Here is a 25,189-nt window from a genome sequence, read left to right as displayed (position 1 = left end):
CCACCCGCACGATCTGACAGCCCGACGCCGTCAACTCGGCGATCTGCTGCAACGTCGCACCAATGTCCGACGTCCGCGTCGTCGTCATGGACTGCACCGAGACGGGTGCGTCCCCGCCCACCGCCACCGACCCGACCTGGATGCGCCGCGAGGTGCGGCGCACCGCCGGCGGCCGGGCCGGCAGCACGGGGAGCCCCAGGGAGACCGGCTCTCCGAGGCTCATCACATCACCCGCGGTTTCCCTGGACGGTCTCGCGGACCGCCCTGATCGACTCCTTCAGCGACCCCATGGTCGCGAGCACGGCGGTCGGCTCGTAGCCGCAGTGCGCCATGCAGTTCGCGCACCGCTCGTCCTTGCCGCGGCCGTACTTGTCCCAGTCGGTCTCCTCGACCAGCTCCCGGTACGTCGGCACGTACCCGTCGCTCATCAGGTAGCAGGGCCGCTGCCAGCCGAAGAGCGAGTAGTTGGGGATCGCCCACGCCGTGCACGGGAAGTCGGCCTTGCCCTCCAGGAAGTCCAGGAAGAGCGGCGAGTGGTTGAGCCGCCAGCGGGCGCGGTTGCCGCCCGCGAACGCCTTCTTGAAGAGCTCCCGCGTCTGCTCGACGCCCAGGAAGTGCTCCTGGTCGGGCGCCTTCTCGTAGGCGTACGCGGGCGAGATCATCATCTCGTCGACCTTGAGGTCGTCGTTGAGGAAGTTGAGCACCTCGATGATGGTCTGCGGGGTGTCGGTGTTGAAGAAGGTCGAGTTGGTGGTGACCCGGAAGCCGCGGCGCTTGGCCTCCTTGATCGCCTCCACCGCCTCGTCGAACACGCCCTCCTTCGCCACCGACTCGTCGTGCCGCTCGCGCAGCCCGTCGATGTGCACGGCGAAGGCGAAGTACGGCGAGGGTGTGAACTTCTCCAGCTTCTTGCGCATCAGGAGCGCGTTGGTGCAGAGGAAGACGTACTTCCTCTTCGCCACCAACTGCCGCACGATCTCGTCGATCTGAGGGTGCATCAGGGGCTCGCCGCCCGCGATGGAGACCATCGGCGCACCGGACTCCAGCACCGCCCCGACGGCCTGGGCCACCGGCATGCGCTGCTTCAGGATCCCGGCCGGATGCTGGATCTTTCCGCAGCCCTCGCATTTCAGGTTGCAGGCGAAGAGCGGTTCCAACTCGACGATCAGCGGGAACTTGTCACGCTTGCGCAACTTCTGTTCAAAGAGATAGGTCCCGACCCTGATGGACTGACGAAGCGGCATGGCCATCTGGCTCACCTCCTGGGGAGCAGCAAAGAACGGTGCCATTCAAAGAAAGCGGGAAGGACGGCACGAAGAACGCGGAAGGCTGATATTCCACCGCGCACCGTGCCAATCCGGACGAGTTCATGTTCTGGAGCGTCCACGACCACCCGTACGGCCGCAACCGGGCGGGCTCCGGCCTGCTGGGCGGCCCAGAGCGTGGCGGCGGACTCCATGTCCACCGCGATCGCCCCGGTCGCCCGCAGATCGGCCCGCTCGGGGCCCCGTACGACGTGGTCGGACCCGGTGAGCGGCCCGGTGTGGACGGTGCGGCCCGGCAGCGCCTCGGCGAGCGCCTTGGCCAGCACCTCGGTGTCGGTGCACACCGTGGTGCCCCGCGGGTCGCGGGTTTCCTCGGCGACGACCAGGTCCCCGGGGTGCATTCCGGGGACGAGGCCGGCGCAGAAGCCTGAGGCGATGACCGCCGCGTCGCGCGTCGCGGCCTCGCCGAGGGTGCGCAGGACGGCGCGCTCGGCGGCCCTGGGGCCCATGCCGCTGCGCAGCACGGTGACCGGCGGGCCCGTGCCCGCGCCGGCGCGGGCGCCGCGCAGCGCGAGCCGCTCGATGGTGAGCGCACAGGCGATCACCATCGGTACGGGTTGCGACGCCTGGGGTGTGTCCATCAACTCCCCTTGGTGCTGTTGAGGGAGAACGGTTCTCCATGGACGTAGCGCCCGAGCGCCGTCAGCGGGAACACCTGCCGGTAGAGGTGGTAGTTGATCGAGAAGTCCCACGGGAAGCCCGTACCGGTGAAGTACGGCTCGTCCCAGGAGCCGTCCTCGCGCTGGTTCTCGGCGAGCCAGGCGATGCCGCGCTCGGCCGCCCTGCCGTCCCGCTCCCCCGCGGCGAGGAGCGCCAGCAGCGCCCAAGCGGTCTGCGAGGCGGTCGAGGGGCCCCGGCCCATCCACTCGGTCTCGCCGTAGGAGCGCAGGTCCTCGCCCCAGCCTCCGTCGTCGTTCTGCACGGATTCGAGCCAGCCGACCGCGCGGCGGATCGCGGGGTGCGCGGAGGGGATCCCGGCCGCGATCAGCGCGGGCACCACCGACCCGGTGCCGTAGACGTAGTTGACGCCCCAGCGCCCGAACCAGGCGCCGTTGGCCTCCTGTTCGGCCAGGAGCCACTCGATGCCGCGCCGGGTGCGCGGATCGTGCGCCCTGCCTTCGTAGGCGAGCATCTCCACGACGTGCGCGGTGACATCGGCCGACGGCGGGTCGATGACCTCGCCGAAGTCGCAGAAGGGCAGCCGGTTGGGGAAGGCGCTGGTGTTGTCGGCGTCGAACGCGCCCCAGGCTCCGTTCTTCGACTGCATGCCGAGGTTCCAGCGCACCCCGCGCGCGATGGCGGCCTCGACCTTGTCCTGCTGCGGGTGCTTGACGCGGCGCAGCGCCAGGATCACCTCGGCGGTGTCGTCGATGTCCGGGTAGTTGTCGTTGTGGAACTCGAACGCCCAGCCCCCCGGGGCGAGTTGGGGCCTGCGCACGGCCCAGTCGCCGGGCCGGGTGATCTCCTCGCCCAGCATCCAGTCGGCGGCTCTGACGAGGGCGGGGTGGTCGGCCGGCACACCGGCGTCGGCCAGGGCGATGGCGGCCAGGCAGGTGTCCCACACCGGGGACTGGCAGGCCTCGATCATCCGGGCGCCGTCCTCGCGCCACACCGCGAACCGGTCGAGGGACTCCAACCCGGCCCGCATCACGGGGTGTTGGAGGTCGTAGCCGAGCAGGTGCAGGGCGATCACGGAGTACACGGCGGGCGGCTGGATGCCGCCCCAGCAGCCGTCGTTCTCCTGGCGTTCGATGATCCAGCGGGCGGCGGAGCGCATCGCGGCCCGGCGCAGCTTGCGCGGCGCCACCTTGTGGTAGGCGTGCAACACCTTGTCGAGCCGCTGGAAGGCCCCGTCCCAACTCGCCACGGGGGCAAGGGGTTTGGCCGGATTGGGGTGGCGGGCGTCGGTGTGCAGCTCGTCGAGCGCGAAGGGCGCGGGCCGCACCGGCCGCTTGGCCGAGACCACCGTGAGCGGCACGATGGTCTGGCGGGCCCAGCAGCCGAAGTCGTAGATGTTGAGCGGGACCCACTTGGGCAGGAAGATCAGCTCGGGCGGCAGCTCGGGCAGGTCGTCCCACTTCCACCAGCCGAACAGGGCCAGCCAGATGCGGGTGAACACCCGGCACGCGGCGATCCCGCCGTTGGCCCGGATCCAGGCGGAGGCGCGGGCCATGTGCGCGTCCTCGGGCCGGTCCCCGGCCAGTCGCAGCGCGACATACGCCTCGACGGTGGTGGAGAGCTCACCCGGTCCGCCGTAGAAGGTGGCCCAGGTGCCGTCGTCGCGCTGCTCACCCCGGATGTACAGGGCGGCCGCGTGCAGGGTCTTCTCGTCCTGCACCCCGAGGAACTGACGCAGCAGCAGGTCCTCGGCGTCCATGGTGACGTTGGTCTCCAGGTCGCCCTTCCACCAGCCCTGGGCGTCCTGGCGCGCGAGCAGGTGCTCGACCCCGCGCTCCGCGGCCCGGCGCGCGGCGTCGAGTACCGCCTCCGGGCCGGCCGCGGTCCCGGTTGTCCTTCTGGCCGCGGCGGCCCGGGGCCGCGGGGCCCCGGTGCTTCCGTCGGTCGTCGCTGTCATGGCTTCCCCTTCGTGCAGTAGCTACTTCTGCTGTGCTGGGGTCTCCGTCGGAAGGGGGCCCGGTCTCCCGGGCCCTTCCGGCGACTGCGAGTCATATGGGAATGGTGATCATCTCTTTCGTACGACGACGAAGTCCGCCAGCGCGGTGAGCTGCGCGCGGACCTGTTCCGGCATGTCGACGGCGCTCAGCGCCTCGATCGCGATGGCGTGCTGCCTGCGCGCCTCCTGGGAGGTCCACTCGCGGCCGCCGGCCTCCTCGATCAGGGCGGCCCGGGTGGCGAACTCCGCCTCGGAGAAGCTGTCGAAGTCATTGCTCTTGGCGTCGGCGGCGAGCAGCTCGCCGAGCCGGAGGGAGGCCGGGCCGCCCGCGGCGAGCGCGGCGACGACCGGCAGCGACTTCTTGCGCTGGCGCAGGTCGCTCCAGGTCTGCTTGCCCGTGGCGTCCGGGTCGCCCCAGATGCCGAGCAGGTCGTCGACGGCCTGGAAGGCGAGCCCGAGGTGGTAGCCGTAGGCCTCCAGGGTGTCGGCCGTCCGGTCGTCGGCCCCGCCGAGCACCGCGCCGATGGAGACGGCGCAGGCGAGCAGCGCGCCCGTCTTGTTGCCCTCCATCTCCAGGCACTCCTCGACGGTGACCCGCTCGCGGTGCTCGTAGGAGATGTCCTGGGCCTGACCGTCGATCAACTTCCGTGTGGCGGTGGTGAGTCGGCGGGTGGCGCGGCCCGCCTCGACCGTGCCGAGTTCCAGGAGGACCTCGTTGGCGAGCGCGAACAGGGCGTCGCCCACGAGGATCGCCTGCGCCGGGCCGTGCACCTTCCACACCGTGTCGCGGTGGCGGCGCTGCTCGTCACCGTCCATGAGGTCGTCGTGCAGGAGCGAGAAGTTGTGCACGAGCTCCACCGCGACCGCGCCGGGCACCCCGACCTCGGCGGCGGCCCCCGCCGCCTCCGCGGAGAGCAGCGCGAGCGCGGGCCGGACGGCCTTGCCGCCGTCGCCGGCCGCCGGGCGGCCCTGGGCGTCGATCCACCCGAAGTGGTAGGCGGCGACGGTGTCCATGGGAGCCGCGAGCCGGTCGACGGCCGCGCGCAGCTCCGGTGTCGACAGCGCACGCCCCCGCTCCAGCAGGGCGTTGACGTCCACGGTGTCCACAGCCGGATTCGCCGAAGCCGAAGGCACAGTCGGCACAGTCTCTCCTCTTGTTCCAGTACTGCTAACAGTCATGCCGCCTCCTGAAGCGGATGAACGTGGGGGCGGCCGAGGGCGGAGAGAGCGGCACCGGCGGCGCTGAACCCGCTGCGCACGGCGCCCTCCATGGTCGCGGGCCAGCCGGTCGCGGTCCACGCGCCGGCCAGGTACAGGCCCTGCGCGCGGGTCCGCGCCGACGGCCGTAGCCGTCCTACGCCGGGGGTGGGGGCGAACGTCGCTGTCCGCTCCCGGGTGACGAAGAAGTCGAGGATCTCCGCGCCGCGCGCCGCGGGCAACAGCTTTTCCAGCTCCGGGAGGTAGCGCCCGCGCAGTTCGGCCACGGGCAGGTCGATCTCGTCCTCGGCGGCCGACTGGGAGATGGCCAGATACTGCCCCTCGCCCTGGAGGCCGGAGGAGTCCGTGCGGTCGAAGACCCACTGCACCGGGCTGCCGAGCGCGGCGAAGAAGGGCCGGCGCAGCACCTTGCGGTCGTAGACGACATGGACGTTGAGGATCGGCGCGGTCCCGATGTCGAGCAGCTTGCCCGGGTCGTCGAGCGCGCCCTCGGGCAGCAGGTCGTACGTCTCGTGCTGGGGCACGGCGAGCACCACGACCTCGGCGTCCAGCGTCTCGCCGGCCATCCGGACCTGCCAGCCGCCGCCCTCGGTACGGGAGACGGACTCGGCCTTGGCGCGTGTCTCGGTGCGCACGCCCGCCGATTCGAGGGCCTTGCGGGCCAGCGTGTCGTGGAGGTGGCCGAGCGGCACGCGGGCCCATCCGATGTCGGCCGCGCCCGCCTCGGAGAGCAGGCCGGTCTTGAAGACCATGGCGGCCAGGCCCAGCGAGGCGTGCGGCGCGGTGGCGTTCAGGGTCGCCACGCCGACCAGGTCCCACAGGGCCTCGATGGTGCGGTCCGACTGGCCGTGCCGGCCCAGCCAGGTCGCGAAGTCCACGCCGTCCAGGGCCGGGTCGGCCGGGTCCAGGCGCTTGAGGGCGAGGGCGGCGCGCCCGACGGAGGCCCGCTCGGCGAGCGAGAGGTGCGGGTAGGTGGCCAGGCTGCGCCCCAGGTGCAGCGGTACGGGCAGCGCGTCGCGGCGCAGCCGGCCGAGCCGGGGGCCCCTGGGGTGCGCCACGTCCAGGACGGGAACGTCCAACCTGGCCTGGACCGGGGCGAGTTCGGCCCCGCCGACGCGGTCGAGGAACCACCGGTAGGCGGTGCAGCAGCGCAGGTAGACGTGCTGCCCGTTGTCCACGGTGAGTTCGCCGCGCCGGAAGGAGAACGCCAGGCCGCCCAGACGCGGGCGGCCCTCGATGAGGGTCACGTCCAGGCCGGCGTCGGCGAGTTCGAGCGCCGCGGTGATCCCGGCGAGCCCGCCGCCGATCACCACCGCGCGTGTGGGCCGCGCGTCGTTCATGCGCCCTCCCCTGGTGCCGCGCCGGCGGGGTGCGCACGGCGGGCGGATGCAGTCAGGGACGTCTCGAAGCGCCGGGAAGTTGCACGTCGGGCCTGCGTAATGGTCCTCAGCCCTTCGTCCGGGTACGCGTGGTGCATCAGGCGCGCCTCCTGGCGGTCTGACGGGAGACATGCCGCGTGTCCAGACCCGACAGTCCGCGTACCGCGACGTACGCCTTCTCCCGGCCGGGCAGGGAGACCCGCCCGCGCAGCACCGCCTCGGGATCGCGCTCGATGCGGTCGAGCAGCCGCCGGTAGATTCCGGCCATGGCGGCCACGCAGGCGCCGCTGCGCCGGTCCAGCATGGGAAGCAGCCGGTAGCCCTCGGCGAACAGGGCCCGGGCGCGCCGCACTTCGAAGTGGACGAGCCCGGCGAAGTCGGAGCCGGCCGGCGGCACGGAGCTGTTGAAACCCGTGGAGCAGCCGAACTTGGCGAGGTCGTCGGAGGGAAGGTAGGTCCGCCCGTTCCCGGCGTCCTCGCGAACGTCCCTGAGGATGTTGGTGAGTTGCAGGGCGAGCCCCAGCGTGTCGGCGTACTCGGGGGCGCGTTCGCTGCCCGGCGCGCCCGGTTGTGTGCCGAAAACGCCCAGGGAGAGGCGGCCGATGGCGCCTGCGACACACCGGCAGTAGACCTTCAGGTCGTCCCAGGTCTCGTAGCTCTCGCCGCGCACGTCCATGAGGACGCCGTCGATGAGCTCGTCGAGGCCGCCGAGCGGGATCGGGAAGCGGCGCGCCGCATCCGCGAGCGCCACCGCGACCGGGTCGGTGTCGTCCTCGTCGACCTCGCCGTCGCGGATGCGCCCGAGCAGGGCCCGGGTCTCCTCCAGGCGGGACGTCTTGGCGTCGTGGGCCAGCGTCCCGTCACCGATGTCGTCGACCCGGCGCGAGAACGCGTACAGCGCCGACATGGCCTGCCGCTTGTCGGCGGGCAGCAGCCTGATGCCGTACGCGAAATTGCGCGCCTGCTGACCGGTCACGGCCTCGCAGTAGCTGTATGCGGCCTGTACCGGTGCGGACACGGGTGCCTGTGCCTCCACTGTCCGGCTCACCCCTCTCTACGCGCTCTTCGCAAGACGGCTCCCACCTCGCGCATCAGCCTTGCCTTGGTGGGCTTGGGCGGCCCCGGGAGTACGTCGTGGCCGGCGGCAGCGACCGCGTCGAGCGCGGCGCGTCCTCCGGCCACGAATCCGGCCAGCAGCAGCTTGAGTCTGCCGTGGACGCTACCCACCAGGGGGGTGCCTTCATTCAGCAACGACCCGGCGCGTTCCGCTTCGAACGCGACCAGGGCACGCACCGAGGCGCTCCCGCTGGGGGCGGCCAGATCGGCCCGCGTGACGTGGAACCGTGCCATGTCCTCGGCGGGCAGATAGATCCGGTCCCGGCCGAGGTCCTCCTTCACGTCCTGGAGGTGCTCGACGATCTGCAGCGCCGTGCAGACGGCGTCGGAGCGGCGCACGCGTTCCGGGCTCGCGGTGCCGGTGATGGCGAGGACGAGCCGCCCCACGGGGTTGGCCGAGAGCTCGCAGTAGGCGAGGAGGTCCTCGTACGTCTCGTACCGCCGGACCCGCTGGTCCTGGCGGTTGGCCGCGATCAGCCCGAGGAACGGCTCGGGGGTCAGCGCGCAGCGGCGCACGGTCGGCCGCAGGGCGGCGAGCAGGGGGTGGCGCGGGCTCCCGTCGAAGACGCGGCGCAGATCCGTCTCGAAGGCGTCGAGCAGGGCGAGCCGGTCGTCCGCGTCGGCGGGGTCCACTCCGAGGTGGCGGGCGTCGGCGCCGCCGGGGGCGAGGTCGCCGTCACCGATGTCGTCGACGAGCCGGGCGAAGCCGTAGACGGCCATCAGGTCGTCGCGCCAGGCGCGCGGCAGGAAGAAGGGGGCCACCGGGAAGTTCTCCTCCGTGGCCTTGTCGAGCGTGGTGCGCGAGGAGGGTCCGGTGCGCGCGTCCCGGACTGGGGTCACCGGGTACCGCCCGGCGCGGGAACGGCGGCCGTCCCTTTGAGCTGGAGATTTTCCGTAGCCATGGCCGTCACATCTCCCGTTCTACACCGCCGACCCAAAACATCCTATTTCGGACACGCCGCCTGACCTCCCCGGACGGGGCGGCCCGTCACGCGAGGAGCCCGGGGCGTATTACCCCACTTGCCGCGAATCAGCACCGGTACAGCTTACGTTGTACAACGGCCGACAACACGTCGGGGTGTTGCGAGCATTACAACAACACTCCAATCCGGCCCAACCTTCCCCGCACACTGGCAACTTGACGGGATCTTGACTGTCCGGGCACACCCTAGGACGCGGAAACCCCTGCCGGGGTTGATCGACAGGGGCTCCGGATCACGTGTGGACCGGGTGACGGGGCGTCAGCGGCCGGATTCCTTCTGGTAGGCCTTGACGACCTCGTCGGTCGGCCCGTCCATGAGGAGCTCGCCGCGCTCCAGCCACAGGACCCGGTCGCAGGTGTCCCGGATGGAGCCGATGCTGTGGCTCACCAGGAAGACCGTTCCGGCGTGCTTGCGCAGCTCCCGGATGCGCTCCTCGGAGCGGATCTGGAACTGGCGGTCACCGGTGGCCAGCGCCTCGTCGATCATGAGGACGTCGTGGTCCTTGGCCGCCGCGATGGAGAACCGCAGCCGGGCCGCCATGCCGGAGGAGTACGTCCGCATCGGCAGGGAGATGAAGTCGCCCTTGTCGTTGATGCCGGAGAAGTCGACGATCTCCTCGTAGCGGGCCTTGACCTCCTCGCGCGACATGCCCATGGCCAGGCCGCCGAGGATCACGTTGCGCTCGCCGGTCAGGTCGTTCATCAGCGCCGCGTTCACGCCGAGCAGCGAGGGCTGGCCGTCGGTGTAGACCCGGCCGCTCTCGGGCGGCAGCAGGCCCGCGATGGCCCGCAGCAGCGTCGACTTGCCCGAGCCGTTGGAGCCGATCAGGCCGATCGCCTCGCCGCGGTAGGCGGTGAACGACACGCCCTTCACCGCGTGCACCCGGCGCATGCCCCGGGAGGCTCCGCCGGTCTTGTCCCGCTTGACTATGCGGCTCAGGGCGGCGGTCGCGCTGCCCTTCCCGCCGCCGCCACCGTTGACGGTGTACACGATGTGCACGTCGTCGCAGATGACGGTGGGAATGCGCGCGTCCTCGACCGCGACGCGGTCCTTGATGTCCTCAGCCACGGCCGTACCGCTCCTCAGCCTTCCAGAAGTACACGAAGCCCAGCCCGCCGACGACGACCGCCCAGCCGACCGCGAGGGCCCACACGTGCGGGGGCAGCGCGTGGCCGCCGTAGCCGTCCATCAGGGCGTAGCGCGCCAGGTCCATGTAGACCGCGGCGGGGTTGCACTGAAGGATGTCCTTCAGCCAGTGGGGTTTGCCCTTGAGCACCGTGGCGAGGCTGAACATCACGCCGGACGAGTACATCCACGTACGCATGATGAACGGCATCAGCTGGGCGAGGTCGGGCGTCTTGGCGCCGAGCCGGGCGAAGATCAGCGCCAGGCCGGTGTTGAAGACGAACTGCAGCGCGAGCACCGGAATGATCAAGGGCCAGGTCATGCCCGGCATGAAGCCGGAGGAGACCACCACGATCATCAGGACGATCATCGAGAAGAGCAGCTGCTGGAGCTGCTGCAGCGCGAAGGAGACGGGCAGCGAGGCGCGCGGGAAGTGCAGCGCCCGCACCAGGCCCAGGTTGCCCGAGATCGCCCGTACGCCGGCCATCAGCGAGTTCTGCGTGAAGGTGAACAGGAACACGCCGGTGACCAGGAACGGGATGTACGCGTTCGCGTCGATGCCCCGCTTCGCGTTCATCAGGACGCCGAAGATGAAGTAGTAGACCAGCGCGTTCAGCAGGGGCGTCGCCACCTGCCAGATCTGGCCGAGCTTCGCCTCGCTGTACTGCGCGGTGAGCTTGGCCGACGAGAACGACAGGATGAAGTGGCGCCGGCCCCACAGCTGCTTGATGTAAGCGGAGAGCCCGGGCCGGGCCCCGCTCACCGACAGCCCGTGCTTGGCGGCGAGGTCCGCCGGGGACAGGGTTGTGTCACTCACAAGTGAAAACTTTCGTGTTCAAGAAGTACCCGATGGTCTCAGAGGTCTCAGAGCCGAGAGTCTCAGATGACGGGGGGACGGCCCAGCCGGGTCAGCCTGAAGACCGTACGCCACTTCATGGGCCGCCTCGGTCCGCAGGGCGTCGTCCAGCCCTCCTTGAAACCGCCGAACCACGCCTTGAGCGCCGGGCCGGACGGCTTGCGCGCCAGTGTCAGCAGGAGCCAGACGCCGAGGTAGACCGGGACGAGCGGCGCGGGCAGGTTGCGCCGGGCCAGCCAGACCCGGTTGCGGGCCACCATCCGGTGGTAGACCGCGTGCCGGGAGGGGGCGGTCGCCGGGTGGTGCAGGACCATGTCCGCGCGGTAGTCGATCATCCAGCCCGCGTCGAGCGCCCGCCAGGCGAGGTCGGTCTCCTCGTGGGCGTAAAAGAACTCGTCGGGCAGCCCGCCGACCTCCGCGAACACCCGGGTGCGCACGGCGTTGGCGCCGCCGAGGAAGGTCGTCACGCGCGAGGAGCGCATCGGATCGGCGGCGCGCAGCCTCGGCACGTGGCGGCGCTGGGTGACCCCGGTCTCCGGGTCGGCGATCCGGAAGCTGATGATGCCGAGCTCCGGGTCGGCCGCGAAGGCCTGGCGGCACAGCTCGGCGGTGTCGGTGTGGGCGAGCAGGCCGTCGTCGTCGAGGAAGAGCAGCACGTCGACCTGGGCGCCCGAGGGGCCGAACGCCTCGATGCCGACGTTGCGTCCGCCGGGGATGCCCAGGTTCTCGGGCAGTTCGACGGTGCGTACGCCCTCGGGGACGTCCGGGACGGGCGCGCCGTTGCCGACCACGACGACCTCGACAGGGTCGCCGTCCTGCTTGGCGACCGAGTCGAGCAGGGCGCGCAGCTCGGCGGGGCGGTTGCCCATGGTGATGACGACCGCGCCGACCTTCATCGGGGCGCTCACTTCAGCCTGCTGGAGGCGAGGATGGACACGAGGTGCAGCAGCGTCTGCAGGAGCGCGATGCCGGCCAGCACCGCCACGCCCAGGCGCGAGAAGTACAGGTCGCCCCGGATCTGGTCCACGATCGCGAGGACCAGGATGAGCAGCGACGCCTCGATGCCGAGGACCAGCCGGTGGAACTTCAGCGCGGCGGCGGCCCTGCGGGCGAGCGCGACGCCGGAGGAGCGCGGAGTCGCCGCCGCGTCCTTGACCACGGGCAGCCCGCCCTGGTGCCGGGCGACGCCGACGAGGTCGGTCTCGGCCTTGATCAGGATCGCGCCGAGCGCCGCGAGCGTACCGAGGAAGGCCCACAGCCAGTCGATCCGGCCGCCGCCCCAGAGATCGGCGGCGCGCAGGCCGAAGCCGACCAGGACCGCCGCGTCGCACAGATAGGCCCCGACCCGGTCCAGGTAGACCCCGGAGAGCGAGAACTGCCGCTTCCAGCGGGCGACTTCGCCGTCGACGCAGTCGAGCAGCAGATAGCCCTGGACGGCCACGACGCCGAGAACAGCACCCCACACGCCCGGCACGAGCAGCGCCGGGGCGGCGAGGACACCGCTGAGGGTCATCAGATAGGTCAGCTGGTTCGGGGTGACCTTGGTGGTGACCAGGAGGCGGGTGATGCGCAGCGAGATCTCGCGCATGTACAGGCGGCCGCCCCAGTGTTCTCCGCTGACCCGGTCCTTCACACCCGCCGGGTGCACGACCGGGCGGAGCTCAGCTACGGATGGTCTTGGCATAGTCGGCGTACGCGTCCCTGATCTGGTCGGTGGACAGGTCGAGGTGCTCGAGGATGGTGTAGCGGCCGGGGCGGGTCTGCGGCGCGAACTCGACGGCCTGGACGAACTCCTCGGCGGTGAAGCCGATTTCCTCCGCGGTCACCGGCAGCGCGTGGCGGCGCAGCACCTCGGCCATGAGAGCGGACTGGTCCTTCGCGCCGCGCAGGTGCATCGCGAACGCCGCGCCCAGGCCGCACTGCTCGCCGTGGCTGCCGGCGCGCCGCGGGAACATCAGGTCGAACGCGTGGCTGATCTCGTGGCAGGCGCCGGACGAGGGCCGGCTGTCACCGCTGATCGACATGGCGATGCCGGACATGACCAGGCCCTCGGAGAGGGTGACCAGGAAGTCGTCGTCGCCGACGGTGCCCGGGTGGCGCAGGACCGCCTCGCCGGCGCTGCGCGCCATGGCGGCGGCCAGGCCGTCGACGGGCTCCCCGGTCTCGCGGTGCGAGAGCTCCCAGTCCGCGATCGCCGACAGGTTGGAGATCGCGTCGCCGATGCCCGAGCGCACGAAGCGCGCGGGCGCGTCCCGGATCACGTCCAGGTCGATCAGGATGGCCAGCGGGGTGGGCACGCCGTAGGAGCCGCGCCCGTTGTCGTTGTCCAGGGTCGAGATCGGCGAGCAGATGCCGTCGTGCGAGAGGTTCGTGGCGACCGCGACCATCGGGAGCCCGACGCGGGCCGCCGCGTACTTCGTGACGTCGATGATCTTCCCGCCGCCCAGCGCCACGACCGCGTCGTACCGCTTGCCGCGGATCTGGTCGGCGAGCTTGACCGCCGCGTCGATGGTGCCGCCGTCGACCGCGTACCACTCGGCGCCCGGCAGCAGCGGGGCGAACCGCTCGCGCAGCTTCTGCCCCGAGCCGCCGCTGACCGCGATGGCCAGGTTGCCGTTGGCGGAGATGCGCTGGTCGGCCAGGACGACCGCGAGGTCGTCCAGCGCCCCCCGCCGGATGTCGACGACAACCGGCGAGGGGATGAGGCGCGTCAGTACTGGCACGCGATCTCACGGCCCTTCGCGAGGTCGTCGTGGTTGTCGATCTCGACCCACGACACCTCGCCGATGGGGGCCACGTCGACGGTGAAGCCGCGGTTGACGAGCTCCTGGTAGCCGTCCTCGTAGTAGAGGTCGGGGTCGCGCTCGAAGGTGGTCTTCAGGGCGTCGGCGAGCTCCTCGGCGGCCTCGGCCTCGATCAGCGTGACGCCGATGTACTCACCGGTGGCGGTCGCCGGGTCCATCAGCTTGGTGATGTGCTGGACGCCCTTGCCCTCGGCGGTGATGACCTTCATCTCCTCGTCGGCGAGGTTCTTCACCGTGTCGAGGGCGAGGATGATCTTCTGGCCGTTGCCGCGCGCGGCGAGCAGGGTCTTCTCGACGGAGACGGGGTGGACCGTGTCGCCGTTGGCGAGGATCACACCGCGCTTGAGGACCTCGCGCGCGCACCACAGGGAGTAGGCGTTGTTCCACTCCTCGGCCTTGTCGTTGTCGATGAGCGTGATCGCGACGCCGTACTTGGCCTCCAGGGCCTCCTTGCGCGCGTAGACGGCTTCCTTGCGGTAGCCGACCACGATGGCGACCTCGGTGAGGCCGACCTCGGCGAAGTTCTTCAGCGCGATGTCCAGGACGGTGGTGTCACCGTCGACAGGCACGAGGGCCTTCGGGAGCGTGTCGGTGTAGGGGCGCAGACGCCGTCCGGCACCGGCTGCCAGTACGAGGCCAATCATGCTGTTTCTCCTTCGTCATGTACGGCAGGTGCTCCGGAGGACACCCAGAAGCGGATGGACTCCACAAGCACCACGAGCGCGATGGCCGCCGCGAGGGCGGTGAGCGCCAGGGTGAAGTCTGTGTCTCGCGTGGCGAGGACGGCGGCGAGCACCGTCACCACGAGCGTGCGGCCCTCGTGGCCGCCGATCAGCCGCACCAGCCACTGCGGCGGCGCGCCGGAGCCGCCCTTGATGCGGTAGACCGTGTCGTAGTGATGGTAGGCGACGGCCGCGACGAGCCCGAAGGCCGCGGGAAGCGCCCCGTCCACCTCCGACCGGGCCGCCAGGACCAGGACCGTGCAGTATTCGGCCACCCGGAAGAGTGGCGGCACGAGCCAGTCGAGGGCGCCCTTGAGGGGGCGGGCGACGGCGAGGCCGGACAGGATCGCGTAGAGGACGGCGGCGACGATCATCCGGCGGCTGCCGACGGGCTGGGTGAGGGCCGTGGCGACGAGGGCCGCCGCGCCGACGGCCGCGACCACGGGGGCGCCCGGGATCCGGGGCGCCTTCGCCGCGACCAGCTGCGCGAGCGGCCCGCTGTCCGCGAGCTCGGCGAGCGCCCGGGCCGCGCGGTCGGTGCGGGTGGCGCGGCGGGTGAGCGAGCGCAGCACCCGGCCCGCGGTGGTGTAGCAGGCGGCGAAGGCGCAGCCGATGAGCAGCGCGTAGAAGACGATGCGGGGCGTGGCGAGAGCGGTCAGTACGGCGATCATCGCCCAGCGCTCGCCGATCGGCAGCACGATCATGCGCCGCACCCAGACCGTCCAGCCGACCGAGTCGAGCTTGGTGGAGAGGGCTGCGGTGGGGCTGGTGTTGGCGGACGCGTCGGTGCCCACGACGTGCGCCTCGTTGAAGGAGAAGTCCACGACGTGGCGGCAGGTCTGGAGGACCATCGCGCCGAGCGCCAGCGCCCATACGTCGTCGCCGCCCCGGGCCGCGCCGAGGGCGAGGCCCGCGTAGTAGGCGTACTCCTTGGCGCGGTCGAAGGTGGCGTCGAGCCAGGCGCCCATCGTCGAGTACTGGAGCGAGTAGCGGGCGAGCTGCCCGTCGGTGCAGTCCAGGACGAAGGAGAGGATCAGCAGCAGTCCGGCCGCGACGAAGCCGCCGCGCGTCCCGGTCGCCGCGCAGCCGGCCGCGATCAGCGCGGTGATCAGCGAGGCGGTGGTGACCTGGTTGGGGGTCAGCCCCCGGCGGGCGCACCAGCGGGCGATGTAGCGGGAGTAGGGGCTGATGAAGTGCGTGGTGAAGAAGCCGTCGCGGGACTTCACGGCGTTGCGCAGCCGGACGGCCTCGTCGTCGACGGCGGCGACGGCCTGGCTCGCGGCGACGGCGGCGGCCTCGTCCGCGGGGACGGTCGCGACCAGCGAGCCCAGCTCGGGGCGGTGCACCGCGACGCCGTCGGCTTCGAGGGCCGCGGCGATGTCGTCGGTGAGCACCGAGGTCGTACGGGTGCGGGCCGCGGGCGCCGCGGGGCCGCTGGCCAGGGTGCGGGCGAGCGCCGCGCGGGCCTCGGCCTGGACGGTGAGGGCCCCGGTCACGGCGGCCGCCGGGAAGCGGGGGTCGGTCAGGGCGAGACGCAGCGCGTGGACGTGGCCGAGGAAACGCGGGTCGACCAGGGCGACACGTTCACCGGCCGGCACCTCGGCGAGCAGGCGGGGCAGGTCGTCGGGGAGGAAGGCGTTCTGCACGTCGAATCCCAGCGCGCGCAGATCGGGTCCGAGCTGCGATCCGGGCACCGGCGGACCGGTAAGGATGGCGGTCGACAGACGAACTCACTCCTTGCGACTGACATGGCTGGCGTCCAACGGCCCGGCCCGGCACGGGGCGGGCGGCACGTCGGCAGAGGCTATCGGATGCACGGAAGCGGGAATTCACTGGCCGTTCGCGCCCACCGCGGCCGGGGAGCGCCCAGTGCGCGGGCGCCGCGATCATCATCGTCGATCAAGGGCGCAGCCCACAAACCGCGTTCGAACACCGCCGCCCCGCCCGCCGCTCCGGGCGACCCTCCAGGAGGACGCGGCGATCTCCCCGGCGCTCTGACCTGCGAGCATTTCCGCAGGTCAGAGCACATGACAACGGTGTTCAGTCCCGTGTTGCACATACCCCCTACCCGTAGTTCACTGGCCCCTCGTACACCGACGTCACCACTGATCACCCACGGATCCGGGAGGGCCTTCATGGGGGCTGGGCACGACCACGGACACACGCACGGCAGCCCGCCGCCGACCGGCACGGCGGCGCTCGCCTACCGGGGGCGGCTGCGCATCGCACTCGGCATCACACTGACCGTGATGGTCGTGGAGATCGTCGGCGGTCTGCTCGCGGACTCCCTGGCGCTCGTCGCGGACGCGGCCCACATGGCGACGGACGGCCTCGGGCTCGCGATGGCGCTCCTCGCCATCCACTTCGCCAACCGCCCGGCCGAGGGCAACCGCACCTATGGGTACGCCCGCGCCGAGATCCTCGCCGCGCTCGCCAACTGCCTGCTGCTGCTCGGGGTGGGCGGATACGTCCTGTTCGAGGCGGTCAGCCGCTTCGTCGAGCCCGCCGACACCGCGGGCGGCACGGCCGTCGTCTTCGGCCTGATCGGCCTGGTGGCGAACTCGGTGTCGCTCTCGCTCCTCATGAAGGGGCAGCAGGACAGTCTCAACGTGCGCGGCGCCTTCCTCGAGGTGCTCTCGGACGCGCTCGGCTCGGCGGCCGTGGTGGCGGCGGGCCTGGTCATCATGACCACCGGCTGGCAGGCGGCCGACCCGATCGCCTCCCTGGTGATCGGCCTGATGATCGTGCCCAGGACCGTCAAGCTGCTGCGCGAGACCCTCAACGTGCTCCTGGAGTCGGCGCCCAAGGGGGTGGACATGGCGGAGGTGCGGGCGCACATCGTGGAGCTGCCCGGCGTGGAGGACGTGCACGATCTGCACGCGTGGACGATCACGTCCGGGATGCCGGTGCTCTCGGCGCACGTGGTGGTGAGCCAGGAGGTGCTCGACTCGGTGGGCCACGAGAAGCTGCTGCACGAACTGCAGGGCTGCCTGGGCGACCACTTCGACGTCGAGCACTGCACCTTCCAGCTGGAGCCGGGCGGCCACGCCGAGCACGAGGCGAGGCTCTGCCACTGACGGCGCACGGTTCCCCGGGCCCCGCGTGGGGCAGGACATGCGGATGCCGGTCAATGGCGGACACGCCGCTTTTGTACGGCAGACTGGGCAGCCGAGGACCGAAGCGAAGGATGGTTATGCCGAGCACACCAGCCACCACGGCGAACAACTCGTCGAACGGGACCGCGGGCGCCGCACCAGAGATCTTGCTCGAACTCGTCGACGAGAGCGGCAACACCATCGGAACCGCGGAGAAGCTCTCCGCCCACCAGGCGCCCGGTCAGCTGCACCGGGCGTTCTCCGTCTTCCTCTTCGACCCGGCCGGCCGGCTGCTCCTCCAGCGCAGGGCGCTCGGCAAGTACCACTCCCCCGGCGTCTGGTCCAACACCTGCTGCGGCCACCCCTACCCCGGCGAGTCCCCGTTCGCGGCGGCCGCCCGGCGCACCTACGAGGAGCTCGGCATCTCCCCGACGCTGCTCGCGGAGGCGGGCACGGTGCGCTACAACCACCCGGATCCGGACTCGGGCCTGGTGGAGCAGGAGTACAACCACCTCTTCGTGGGCCTGGTGCAGTCCCCGCTGCGGCCGGACGCGGAGGAGGTCGGCGAGACGGCGTTCGTGACGCCGAAGGAGCTCGCCGAGCGGCACGCCCGCGCCCCGTTCTCGGCGTGGTTCATGACGGTGCTCGACGCGGCGCGGCCCGCGGTCAAGGAGCTCACGGGGCCCGACGCGGGCTGGTGATCCCGGGCAGGGGGGCCAGCGGGAGTGCGGCCCAGACGATCTTTCCGCCGTTGGCGGTCTGCTCGACGTCGCACACCCCGCCGGCCTCCTCGGTGATCTCCCGCACGAGGAGCAGCCCCCTGCCGCCGGTCTGGCCGTAGTCGGTCTCCAGGGCCTTGGGGCGGTAGGGGTGGTTGTCCTCGACGGACACCCGGATCCACTCGGCGCCGATGGCCACCTCGACGGCCACCTGCGGGGAGAGCAGGGCCGCGTGCCTGACCGCGTTGGTGACCAGCTCCGAGACGATGAGCAGCAGCCCCTGGACGAGGTCGTCGTGGGCCGGTACGCCCTGTCGGCGCAGCAGGTCGCGCACGGCGTGCCGGGCCTGGGGGACGGAGACGTCGACGGCGGGAGCGGTGAAGCGCCACACGCCCTCGTACGACTGCTGTCTGGCCGGAGCGGCGGGTTCGGGCGGCAGGCTCCCGCGGATCTCCATGTTCCGGCACCCACCCTCGCGGCTCGACAGCACACCCGTCTGCTGAAAAGTGTCGGGAATGCCTGCGTCCGACCCGACCGACTGACCAGAAGTCAGCGTCTATCGCCGCCTTTTGACCCCCAACGCCTGAGAACGTCATCTCTCCGGCGGGTTCTGATCCCCCTCTGAGGGCTTTGCCATGGCTTGCGGGGGTGTCGGAGACATCGGATGTGTGCCGTTCCCGGCCTCCGGCGGGGTCACCGCGTCACTCACAAGAGTGACGATTCTGCGTCCGCCCAGTCCGATGGCGATCAGCCCGAGCCCGTCGAACAGAAGGGCGAGCGAGAAGAAACAGCCGATGACGTACCGGCTGTTGCTCGGCCAGTTCGCGAGCACCAGAATCCCCAGGAGCACCCCGAACGCGCCCTGCACCAGCGTCCAGCCGAACTGCGGCCCGCGTACCACCACGCTGCCCGCGAGGCGGAAGACGCCGCCGGTCAGGAACAGCAGGGCGGCGAACATCGTGAGCGCCTCGGCGCTGCCCTCGGGACGGCGGATGATCACCACCCCCGCGGCGAGGTTCAGCGCCGCGACCACGACACCGAGCCAGAAGAAGCTGGAGCCGCGCGACTGGATCGCGTGGGCCAGGCCCACGACGCCGCCGACGAGCAGCAGCCAGCCGAACAGCAGCATGGTGGTCAGGGTGGCGAATTCGGTGTAGCCGAGACCCACAAGACCGGCCAGGACCAGGATCGCCCCGAGCACGGCGAGGACGCCGAAGCCGCGGCTCAGCTTCCTGCCCTCACGCCCGACGTTCTGCTTCGTTCCGGCCATCGGCGTCTCCTCGGTGATCCGCGAGCGGCCCCCTTGTGATCATAGGTTTCGGGTGCCCGGATAGCATCCCGCGCATGCAGCCGCAGCTGGAGCAGAGCCTCGTCGAGGGCGTCGCCACCGTCGTCATCAGCAACCCCGCCAAGCGCAACGCGATGACCTCCGCGATGTGGCGCGCGCTGCCGCCGCTGCTCGACACCCTGGCCGCCGATCCGGGCGTAGGGGCGCTGGTGCTGACCGGGGCGGGCGACACGTTCTGCGCGGGCGCCGACATCTCGACGCTGCGGGAGCCGGGCGAGGACCCGCGGGCGCTCGCGGTACGGGCCGAGGAGGCGCTGGCGGCCTTTCCCCTGCCGACGCTGGCCGTCGTGCGCGGCCACTGCGTGGGCGGCGGCAGTCAGCTCGCGGCCGCCTGCGACCTGCGGTTCGCGCGCGAGGACGCCCTGTTCGGCATCACGCCCTCGAAGCTCGGCATCGTCTACCCGGCGTCCTCCACCCGGCGGCTGGCCACCCTGGTGGGGCCCGCGACCGCCAAGTACCTGTTGTTCTCGGGGGAGTTGATCGACAGCGGCCGGGCGCTGCGCACCGGTCTGGTGGACGAGGTGCTGGCGGAGGGTGAACTGGAGCGGCGCGTGGCCGAGTTCACCCGGGTCCTTCTCTCGCGCTCCCGGCTCACCCAGGCCGCCGCCAAGGAGTTCGCGGACGGCAGGACCGACCGGGACGCGCACTGGGCGGGCCAGGAACGCGCGAGCGGTGACACCGCGGAGGGCATCGCCGCCTTCCTGGAGCGCCGCGCCCCGCGCTTCACCTGGCCGCTCAGTCCTGAGGGAAGCCCTTCGTCCTGAAGTGCTCCACCAGGTCGGCGGGGGCCTTGTCGGGCGAGCCCGCGTCGTAGGGCGGCTGCGGGTCGTACTCCACGAGGAGCTGGACCGCCTGGGCGTAGCGGTCCCCGACGATCCGCCCGATCAGCGCGAGCCCCATGTCGAGGCCGGAGGAGACGCCGGCCGCGGTGACGTACTTGTGGTCCATGACGACCCGCTCCCCCGTCGGCGTCACGCCGAACGCGGCGAGCCGGTCCAGGGCCAGCCAGTGCGAGGTCGCGCGGCGGCCCGTGAGGAGCCCGGCCGCGGCGAGCAGCAGCGAGCCCGTGCACACCGACGTCGTCCAGGTCGAGGCGGCGTCGGCGACGCGCAGCCAGTCGAGGAGCGGCCCGCCGTCGAGATGCGGCTCGACGGCCTCGGGCGGCCCGCCCGGCACGATCACGAGGTCGGGCCGGGTCACCTCGGCGAAGGACTTCTCGGCGACCAGGGTCAGGCTCCCGCTCTCGTTGCTCACGGGTCCGGCCTGCTCGGCCACGAACACCGTCTCGGCGCCGGGGAGCCGGCTGAGGGTGTCATAGGGACCGATCGCGTCCAGGGCGGTGAAGCCGGGATACAGGACGACGGCTATCTGCATGGGACTCCTCTTCGGTGAGCTACGCGGGGGCGGGGCGGAAGCGGCGGCGGTACTCGGCGGGGGCCGTGCCCAGCGTCTTGACGAAGGCGCGCCGCATCGCCTCGGGGGTGCCGTAGCCGGCGGCGCGGGAGACCTCCTGGACGCTGCCCTGGCTCTCTTCGAGCAGACGGCGGGCGTGTTCCAGGCGGACGCGCTCGACGTAGCGGCCGGGGGTGATCCCGGTCTCGGCGTGGAAGGCGCGGGCGAAGTGGCGGGGCGAGAGGCTGGCCCGCTGGGCGAGGGCCGCCACCGAGAGGTCGCCGTCCGGATGCTCGGCGATCCACCGCTGGAGTTCGCGCAGCGGCTCGCGGCGGGCGGTCTGCGCGGCGAGCTGGACGCTGAACTGGGCCTGGTTGCCCGGGCGGCGCAGGAACACCACGAAGTTGCGGGCGACGGTCAGGGCCACCTCCCTGCCGTGGTCCTCCTCCACCAGGGCCAGCGCGAGGTCGATGCCCGCGGTGACCCCGGCCGAGGTGGCGATGTTGCCGTCCCGCACGAAGATCGGGTCCGGTTCGACGTCGACGGCGGGGTGGTTCCGGGCCAGCCGGGAGCACAGCGCCCAGTGCGTGGTGGCCCGGCGCCCGTCGAGCAGCCCGGCCTCGGCGAGCAGCAGCGAGCCGGTGCACACGGAGACGAGCCGGTGGGCCCGGGGGCCGTGCTCCCGCAGCCAGTCGAGCAGGGCCGGGTCGGGCGCGAGGGCACCGTCGCCGCCCGGGACGAGCAGGGTGTCGGCCGGTCCGGCGTCCGTGAGCGCGGAGTCGGCCATGAGCCGCAGCCCGCTGTGCGAGGTGACCGGGGCGCCGTCGAGCGAGGCGAAGCGCACCCGGTAGGCGGCCCGGTCCCCGACGGCGCGGCCCGCGGCGCCGAACACCTCGGCCGGTCCGGTCACGTCGAGACTCTGGACGTCGTCGAAGAGGACGACCAGGACGGAGCGCTGCGTCATGTCCTCATCCTGGTCGCGGCCCACGATGGCCGCAATGACGAGAAGCCCACCTTTCCTGCCACCGCCCGGGCATCCTCCCACCCCTTCCCGCCGTACCGACCAGTCGGTAACGTGCTGGGCATGAGTTCTCTCCCCCCGCGCGCCGGACGCCACTGCCACAGCCCCCTCAACTCCCTGCACGCCACGGTCTACTTCTCGCCGGACTTCACCAAGGAGCTCGCCGGGCTCGGCATCGAGGACCGCGGCGCCGCCTACTTCGCGGGGCGCGCCGCCGCGATGGGCGCCGTGGGCCCCGGGGTCGTGGCGGCCACCTTCTACAACTTCCGCCACGACCTGATCGCCCGGCACCTGCCCGCCGTGTGGCGCACCGCCTCCCCCGAGGCCGTGCTCGCCGCCCGCCTGAGGGCCGTCGACAGCACGCTGCGCAGGCTGCTCGGCGAGGAGGCCGTCGCCTCGGACGAGATGGCGGAGGCGGCCCGGCTCGCCCTGCGCGCCGCCGAGGGCTGTACCCGCCACGCCCGCCCCCTGTACGCCGCGCACGCCGACCTTCCCGTGCCCGAGCAGCCCCACCTCGCCTACTGGCACGCGGCCACGCTGCTGCGCGAGCACCGGGGCGACGCCCACCTCACCGCCCTGCTCGCTCTGGAGCTCGACCCGCTGGAGGCGCTGGTCAGCCACACCGCGACCGGCAAGGGCATGGCCCGCACCTGGGTCATGGCCACGCGCGGCTGGGAGCAGTCGGACTGGGACGCGGCGGCCGGCCGGCTCCGCGCGCGCGGACTGCTGGACGGCGAGGGCGAGTTGACCGAGGCGGGCGTGGCGCTGCGCGCCGACCTCGAGGACCGCACCGACCGCCTCGACCTCGCCCCGTACGAACTCCTCGGCGAGCGGGACGTGGCGCGGCTCACCGAACTCGCCAAGGGGTTCCTGGTGACGGCGGCGCTGGCGGGCGGCTTCCCGGCCGACCTGGTCGGCAAGGGCTGATCGTCGATTGTCGGCGCCGCCTGCCACAATGGCGCCTCAGGCTCAGCGAGAAGGCGGTACGGCAACGTGACGACGTCCATCGAAGGCAGGATCGCCGAGGAACTCGGCGTACGGGAGCGGCAGGTGAAGGCCGCCGTCGAGCTGCTCGACGGCGGGTCCACCGTCCCGTTCATCGCGCGCTACCGCAAGGAAGCGACCGAGATGCTGGACGACGCCCAGCTGCGCACCCTGGAGGAGCGGCTGCGCTACCTGCGGGAGCTGGAGGACCGGCGCACCGCCGTCCTGGAGTCCGTACGGGAGCAGGGCAAGCTCACCGAGGCCCTCGCGGCGCAGATCCGGGCCGCCGACACCAAGGCCCGCCTGGAGGACATCTACCTGCCCTTCAAGCCGAAGCGGCGCACCAAGGCGCAGATCGCGCGCGAGGCGGGTCTCGAACCGCTCGCCGACGGCCTGCTCGCCGACCCGTCGGTGGACCCGCTCGCCGCGGCCGCCGCGTTCGTGGACGCGGACAAGGGCGTCGCCGACCCGGCCGCGGCCCTGGAGGGCGCCCGCGCCATCCTCGCCGAGCGGTTCTCGGAGGACGCCGACCTGATCGGCGAGCTGCGTGAGCGCATGTGGACCAAGGGCCGGCTGGCCGCGAAGGTCCGCGAGGGCAAGGAGGAGGCGGGTGCCAAGTTCGCCGACTACTTCGACTTCACCGAGCCGTTCACCGCGCTGCCCTCGCACCGGGTGCTCGCGATGCTGCGCGGCGAGAAGGAGGAGGTCCTCGACCTCGTCCTGGAGCCCGAGGAGCCCTCGGCACAGCCCGGCCCCTCGACGTACGAGAACATGGTGGCGCGCCGCTTCGGCGTCAACGACCGGGGCCGTCCCGGCGACAAGTGGCTCGCGGACACGGTGCGTTGGGCCTGGCGCACCCGCATCCTGGTGCACCTCGGCATCGACCTGCGGCTGCGGCTCCGTACGGCCGCCGAGGACGAGGCGGTCCGCGTCTTCGCCTCCAACCTGCGCGACCTGCTGCTCGCCGCCCCGGCGGGCACCCGGCCCACGCTCGGCCTCGACCCCGGTTTCCGCACCGGCGTGAAGGTGGCCGTCGTCGACGCGACCGGCAAGGTCGTGGCCACCGACGTGATCCACCCGCACGTGCCCGCGAACAAGTGGGACCAGGCGCTCGCGAAGCTGGCCGGGCTCTGCGCGGAGCACGCGGTCGAGCTGATCGCCATCGGCAACGGCACCGCGTCCCGCGAGACGGACAAGCTCGCCGGTGAACTCATCGCGCGCCACCCGGAGTTGAACCTCGCCAAGGTGATGGTGTCGGAAGCCGGCGCCTCGGTGTACTCGGCCTCCGCGTTCGCCTCGCAGGAGTTCCCGGACATGGACGTGTCGCTGCGCGGCGCGGTCTCCATCGCCCGCCGCCTGCAGGACCCGCTGGCCGAGCTGGTGAAGATCGACCCGAAGTCCATCGGCGTGGGCCAGTACCAGCACGACCTGTCCGAGGTGAAGCTGTCGCGCTCGCTGGACGCGGTCGTCGAGGACTGTGTGAACGGCGTGGGCGTCGACGTCAACACGGCCTCCGCGCCGCTGCTTTCGCGGGTGTCCGGCATCGGCTCCGGCCTCGCCGAGAACATCGTGGCGCACCGCGACGCCAACGGCCCCTTCCGCTCGCGCAAGGCGCTGAAGAACGTCGCGCGCCTCGGCCCGAAGGCGTACGAGCAGTGCGCGGGCTTCCTGCGGATCCGCGACGGCGAGGACCCGCTGGACGCCTCCAGCGTGCACCCCGAGGCCTACCCGGTGGTGCGGCGGATGGTGAAGACGACGGGCAGCGAGGTCGCCTCCCTCATCGGCAACACGGGGGTGCTGCGCTCGCTGCGCCCCGACGACTTCGTGGACGAGACGTTCGGCCTGCCCACGGTCACCGACATCCTGCGCGAGCTGGAGAAGCCGGGCCGCGACCCGCGACCGGCGTTCAAGACGGCCACCTTCAAGGAGGGCGTCGAGAAGATCGGCGACCTGGAATCCGGGATGGTCCTCGAAGGCGTGGTCACCAACGTGGCGGCGTTCGGCGCGTTCATCGACATCGGTGTGCACCAGGACGGCCTCGCGCACGTCTCGGCGCTGTCGAAGACGTTCGTGAAGGACCCGCGGGACGTGGTGAAGCCGGGCGACATCGTCAAGGTGAAGGTCCTGGACGTGGACGTGCCGCGCAAGCGGATCTCGCTGACCCTGCGGCTCGACGACGACGCGTCGGCGCCGGGCGGCGCGCCCGGGCGGGACCGCGGCGAGCGGGGCGGCCCGGCTCGGGGCCGGGGCAACCGGCCGCCGCAGCAGCGGCAGGACCAGGCCCGGCAGCGCCGCGGGAACGGCGGCGGGGAGGCCCGCGGCGGCAACCGGCAGGGCGGCGGCCAGGGCCGCGGCGCGGCACCGGCCCCCGCGAACGGCGCGATGGCGGACGCCCTGCGCAAGGCGGGCCTGCTCGACCCGAAGGGCCGCGGCGGCCGCTGAGGCACCCCGGGCGCGAGCCGGGAGGCGGGACCCGCCACCTCCTCGC

24 protein-coding genes are annotated in these 25,189 nt (G+C 71.9%); 5 read left to right on the top strand and 19 right to left on the bottom strand.

Annotation, left to right across the window (positions count from 1 at the left end):
- From DT019_RS10905 to DT019_RS10835, 15 genes are all read right to left on the bottom strand, one after another.
- Window positions 1-223 (bottom strand): flavodoxin-dependent (E)-4-hydroxy-3-methylbut-2-enyl-diphosphate synthase (locus tag DT019_RS10905; protein ID WP_189389406.1); only part of this gene is annotated, 223 nt, incomplete at its 3' end.
- Between the two features lie 4 nt (window positions 224-227).
- Window positions 228-1,250: an adenosyl-hopene transferase HpnH gene (hpnH, locus tag DT019_RS10900; protein WP_114036505.1), complete on the bottom strand. Its 1,023-nt coding sequence runs from the start codon at window positions 1,248-1,250 to the stop codon at window positions 228-230.
- 5 nt (window positions 1,251-1,255) lie between these two features.
- Window positions 1,256-1,906 carry a 1-hydroxy-2-methyl-2-butenyl 4-diphosphate reductase gene (locus tag DT019_RS10895; protein WP_114036504.1) on the bottom strand — a complete coding sequence of 217 codons (651 nt, stop codon included), beginning with the start codon at window positions 1,904-1,906 and terminating at the stop codon, window positions 1,256-1,258.
- The gene (gene shc / locus DT019_RS10890; protein ID WP_114036503.1) at window positions 1,906-3,900 is read right to left on the bottom strand and encodes a squalene--hopene cyclase; all 1,995 of its coding nucleotides are present in this window, start codon (window positions 3,898-3,900) and stop codon (window positions 1,906-1,908) included. Before shc ends, DT019_RS10895 begins: the two co-directional genes overlap by 1 nt.
- Window positions 3,901-4,008: 108 nt before the next feature.
- On the bottom strand, window positions 4,009-5,118 hold the full coding sequence (locus tag DT019_RS10885) for a polyprenyl synthetase family protein (RefSeq protein ID WP_114036502.1): 1,110 nt from the start codon (window positions 5,116-5,118) through the stop codon (window positions 4,009-4,011).
- Window positions 5,115-6,497 carry a hydroxysqualene dehydroxylase HpnE gene (gene hpnE / locus DT019_RS10880; RefSeq protein WP_114036501.1) on the bottom strand — a complete coding sequence of 461 codons (1,383 nt, stop codon included), beginning with the start codon at window positions 6,495-6,497 and terminating at the stop codon, window positions 5,115-5,117. The genes DT019_RS10885 and hpnE overlap by 4 nt, the downstream gene beginning before the upstream one ends.
- Before the next feature lie 136 nt (window positions 6,498-6,633).
- Window positions 6,634-7,584 carry a presqualene diphosphate synthase HpnD gene (hpnD, locus tag DT019_RS10875; RefSeq protein WP_189389403.1) on the bottom strand — a complete coding sequence of 317 codons (951 nt, stop codon included), beginning with the start codon at window positions 7,582-7,584 and terminating at the stop codon, window positions 6,634-6,636.
- Window positions 7,581-8,492, bottom strand: a complete 912-nt coding sequence (hpnC, locus tag DT019_RS10870; protein ID WP_114036499.1) for a squalene synthase HpnC — start codon at window positions 8,490-8,492, stop codon at window positions 7,581-7,583. Before hpnC ends, hpnD begins: the two co-directional genes overlap by 4 nt.
- A 401-nt stretch (window positions 8,493-8,893) precedes the next feature.
- Complete coding sequence (locus DT019_RS10865) at window positions 8,894-9,703, bottom strand: ABC transporter ATP-binding protein (RefSeq protein ID WP_114036498.1); 810 nt, start codon at window positions 9,701-9,703, stop codon at window positions 8,894-8,896.
- Entirely contained in the window at window positions 9,696-10,577 is an 882-nt protein-coding gene (locus DT019_RS10860; RefSeq protein ID WP_114036497.1) for an ABC transporter permease, read from the bottom strand. The genes DT019_RS10865 and DT019_RS10860 overlap by 8 nt, the downstream gene beginning before the upstream one ends.
- Before the next feature lie 62 nt (window positions 10,578-10,639).
- Window positions 10,640-11,512, bottom strand: coding sequence for a glycosyltransferase family 2 protein (locus DT019_RS10855; protein WP_388973959.1), 873 nt, complete (start codon window positions 11,510-11,512; stop codon window positions 10,640-10,642).
- 8 nt (window positions 11,513-11,520) lie between these two features.
- The gene (locus tag DT019_RS10850; RefSeq protein WP_114036561.1) at window positions 11,521-12,300 is read right to left on the bottom strand and encodes a CDP-alcohol phosphatidyltransferase family protein; all 780 of its coding nucleotides are present in this window, start codon (window positions 12,298-12,300) and stop codon (window positions 11,521-11,523) included.
- Window positions 12,278-13,339, bottom strand: coding sequence for an iron-containing alcohol dehydrogenase family protein (locus DT019_RS10845; protein ID WP_114036495.1), 1,062 nt, complete (start codon window positions 13,337-13,339; stop codon window positions 12,278-12,280). Before DT019_RS10845 ends, DT019_RS10850 begins: the two co-directional genes overlap by 23 nt.
- Complete coding sequence (locus tag DT019_RS10840) at window positions 13,327-14,064, bottom strand: sugar phosphate nucleotidyltransferase (RefSeq protein WP_114036494.1); 738 nt, start codon at window positions 14,062-14,064, stop codon at window positions 13,327-13,329. The genes DT019_RS10845 and DT019_RS10840 overlap by 13 nt, the downstream gene beginning before the upstream one ends.
- Entirely contained in the window at window positions 14,061-15,866 is a 1,806-nt protein-coding gene (locus DT019_RS10835; protein ID WP_114036493.1) for a DUF5941 domain-containing protein, read from the bottom strand. The genes DT019_RS10840 and DT019_RS10835 overlap by 4 nt, the downstream gene beginning before the upstream one ends.
- Before the next feature lie 411 nt (window positions 15,867-16,277).
- Here DT019_RS10835 and DT019_RS10830 point away from each other — a divergent pair, with 411 nt between their 5' ends.
- Both DT019_RS10830 and idi read left to right on the top strand, forming a co-directional pair.
- Window positions 16,278-17,219, top strand: a complete 942-nt coding sequence (locus DT019_RS10830) for a cation diffusion facilitator family transporter (protein WP_114036492.1) — start codon at window positions 16,278-16,280, stop codon at window positions 17,217-17,219.
- Window positions 17,220-17,335: 116 nt separating this feature from the next.
- A complete protein-coding gene (gene idi / locus DT019_RS10825) occupies window positions 17,336-17,938 on the top strand; it encodes an isopentenyl-diphosphate Delta-isomerase (protein WP_114036491.1) in 603 nt (200 codons plus the stop codon).
- Here the strand turns inward: idi and DT019_RS10820 are convergent.
- Entirely contained in the window at window positions 17,913-18,413 is a 501-nt protein-coding gene (locus DT019_RS10820; protein WP_114036490.1) for an ATP-binding protein, read from the bottom strand. The two genes, idi and DT019_RS10820, sit on opposite strands and share 26 nt — an antisense overlap.
- Before the next feature lie 135 nt (window positions 18,414-18,548).
- The gene (locus tag DT019_RS10815) at window positions 18,549-19,226 is read right to left on the bottom strand and encodes an HdeD family acid-resistance protein (protein WP_114036489.1); all 678 of its coding nucleotides are present in this window, start codon (window positions 19,224-19,226) and stop codon (window positions 18,549-18,551) included.
- 74 nt (window positions 19,227-19,300) lie between these two features.
- On the opposite strand from DT019_RS10815, the gene DT019_RS10810 reads away from it, so the two are divergent.
- Window positions 19,301-20,068, top strand: a complete 768-nt coding sequence (locus DT019_RS10810; protein WP_114036488.1) for an enoyl-CoA hydratase/isomerase family protein — start codon at window positions 19,301-19,303, stop codon at window positions 20,066-20,068.
- Here DT019_RS10810 and DT019_RS10805 read toward each other — a convergent pair.
- Both DT019_RS10805 and DT019_RS10800 read right to left on the bottom strand, forming a co-directional pair.
- Window positions 20,040-20,678 (bottom strand): DJ-1/PfpI family protein, encoded by a 639-nt coding sequence (locus DT019_RS10805; RefSeq protein ID WP_114036487.1) that lies wholly within the window; start codon window positions 20,676-20,678, stop codon window positions 20,040-20,042. The genes DT019_RS10810 and DT019_RS10805 overlap by 29 nt on opposite strands.
- Window positions 20,679-20,697: 19 nt before the next feature.
- Window positions 20,698-21,660: a GlxA family transcriptional regulator gene (locus DT019_RS10800; protein WP_114036560.1), complete on the bottom strand. Its 963-nt coding sequence runs from the start codon at window positions 21,658-21,660 to the stop codon at window positions 20,698-20,700.
- 120 nt (window positions 21,661-21,780) lie between these two features.
- Between DT019_RS10800 and DT019_RS10795 the strand changes: the two genes are divergently transcribed.
- Together DT019_RS10795 and DT019_RS10790 are read left to right on the top strand one after the other, a co-directional pair.
- Entirely contained in the window at window positions 21,781-22,644 is an 864-nt protein-coding gene (locus tag DT019_RS10795) for an SCO6745 family protein (RefSeq protein ID WP_114036559.1), read from the top strand.
- Between the two features lie 66 nt (window positions 22,645-22,710).
- Complete coding sequence (locus DT019_RS10790; protein ID WP_114036486.1) at window positions 22,711-25,143, top strand: Tex family protein; 2,433 nt, start codon at window positions 22,711-22,713, stop codon at window positions 25,141-25,143.
- The last annotated feature ends 46 nt before the right edge of the window (window positions 25,144-25,189 follow it).

Origin of the sequence: Streptomyces sp. SDr-06, assembly GCF_003324565.1 — a bacterium.
GTDB lineage: Bacteria > Actinomycetota > Actinomycetes > Streptomycetales > Streptomycetaceae > Streptomyces.
The sequence above is the reverse complement of the archived record's forward strand: the minus strand, read 5'-3'. Positions and strand labels throughout refer to the sequence as shown.

What these genes read in the sequence shown, in the direction of transcription:
- hpnH (WP_114036505.1), bottom strand. Translation starts at nt 1,250, where the DNA reads ATGGCCATGCCGCTTCGTCAGTCCATCAGGGTCGGGACCTATCTCTTT.
- DT019_RS10895 (WP_114036504.1), bottom strand. Translation starts at nt 1,906, where the DNA reads ATGGACACACCCCAGGCGTCGCAACCCGTACCGATGGTGATCGCCTGT.
- shc (WP_114036503.1), bottom strand. Translation starts at nt 3,900, where the DNA reads ATGACAGCGACGACCGACGGAAGCACCGGGGCCCCGCGGCCCCGGGCC.
- DT019_RS10885 (WP_114036502.1), bottom strand. Translation starts at nt 5,118, where the DNA reads ATGACTGTTAGCAGTACTGGAACAAGAGGAGAGACTGTGCCGACTGTG.
- hpnE (WP_114036501.1), bottom strand. Translation starts at nt 6,497, where the DNA reads ATGAACGACGCGCGGCCCACACGCGCGGTGGTGATCGGCGGCGGGCTC.
- DT019_RS10855 (WP_388973959.1), bottom strand. Translation starts at nt 11,512, where the DNA reads ATGAAGGTCGGCGCGGTCGTCATCACCATGGGCAACCGCCCCGCCGAG.
- DT019_RS10850 (WP_114036561.1), bottom strand. Translation starts at nt 12,300, where the DNA reads ATGCCAAGACCATCCGTAGCTGAGCTCCGCCCGGTCGTGCACCCGGCG.
- DT019_RS10840 (WP_114036494.1), bottom strand. Translation starts at nt 14,064, where the DNA reads ATGATTGGCCTCGTACTGGCAGCCGGTGCCGGACGGCGTCTGCGCCCC.
- DT019_RS10830 (WP_114036492.1), top strand. Translation starts at nt 16,278, where the DNA reads ATGGGGGCTGGGCACGACCACGGACACACGCACGGCAGCCCGCCGCCG.
- idi (WP_114036491.1), top strand. Translation starts at nt 17,336, where the DNA reads ATGCCGAGCACACCAGCCACCACGGCGAACAACTCGTCGAACGGGACC.
- DT019_RS10820 (WP_114036490.1), bottom strand. Translation starts at nt 18,413, where the DNA reads ATGGAGATCCGCGGGAGCCTGCCGCCCGAACCCGCCGCTCCGGCCAGA.
- DT019_RS10815 (WP_114036489.1), bottom strand. Translation starts at nt 19,226, where the DNA reads ATGGCCGGAACGAAGCAGAACGTCGGGCGTGAGGGCAGGAAGCTGAGC.
- DT019_RS10810 (WP_114036488.1), top strand. Translation starts at nt 19,301, where the DNA reads ATGCAGCCGCAGCTGGAGCAGAGCCTCGTCGAGGGCGTCGCCACCGTC.
- DT019_RS10805 (WP_114036487.1), bottom strand. Translation starts at nt 20,678, where the DNA reads ATGCAGATAGCCGTCGTCCTGTATCCCGGCTTCACCGCCCTGGACGCG.
- DT019_RS10800 (WP_114036560.1), bottom strand. Translation starts at nt 21,660, where the DNA reads ATGACGCAGCGCTCCGTCCTGGTCGTCCTCTTCGACGACGTCCAGAGT.
- DT019_RS10795 (WP_114036559.1), top strand. Translation starts at nt 21,781, where the DNA reads ATGAGTTCTCTCCCCCCGCGCGCCGGACGCCACTGCCACAGCCCCCTC.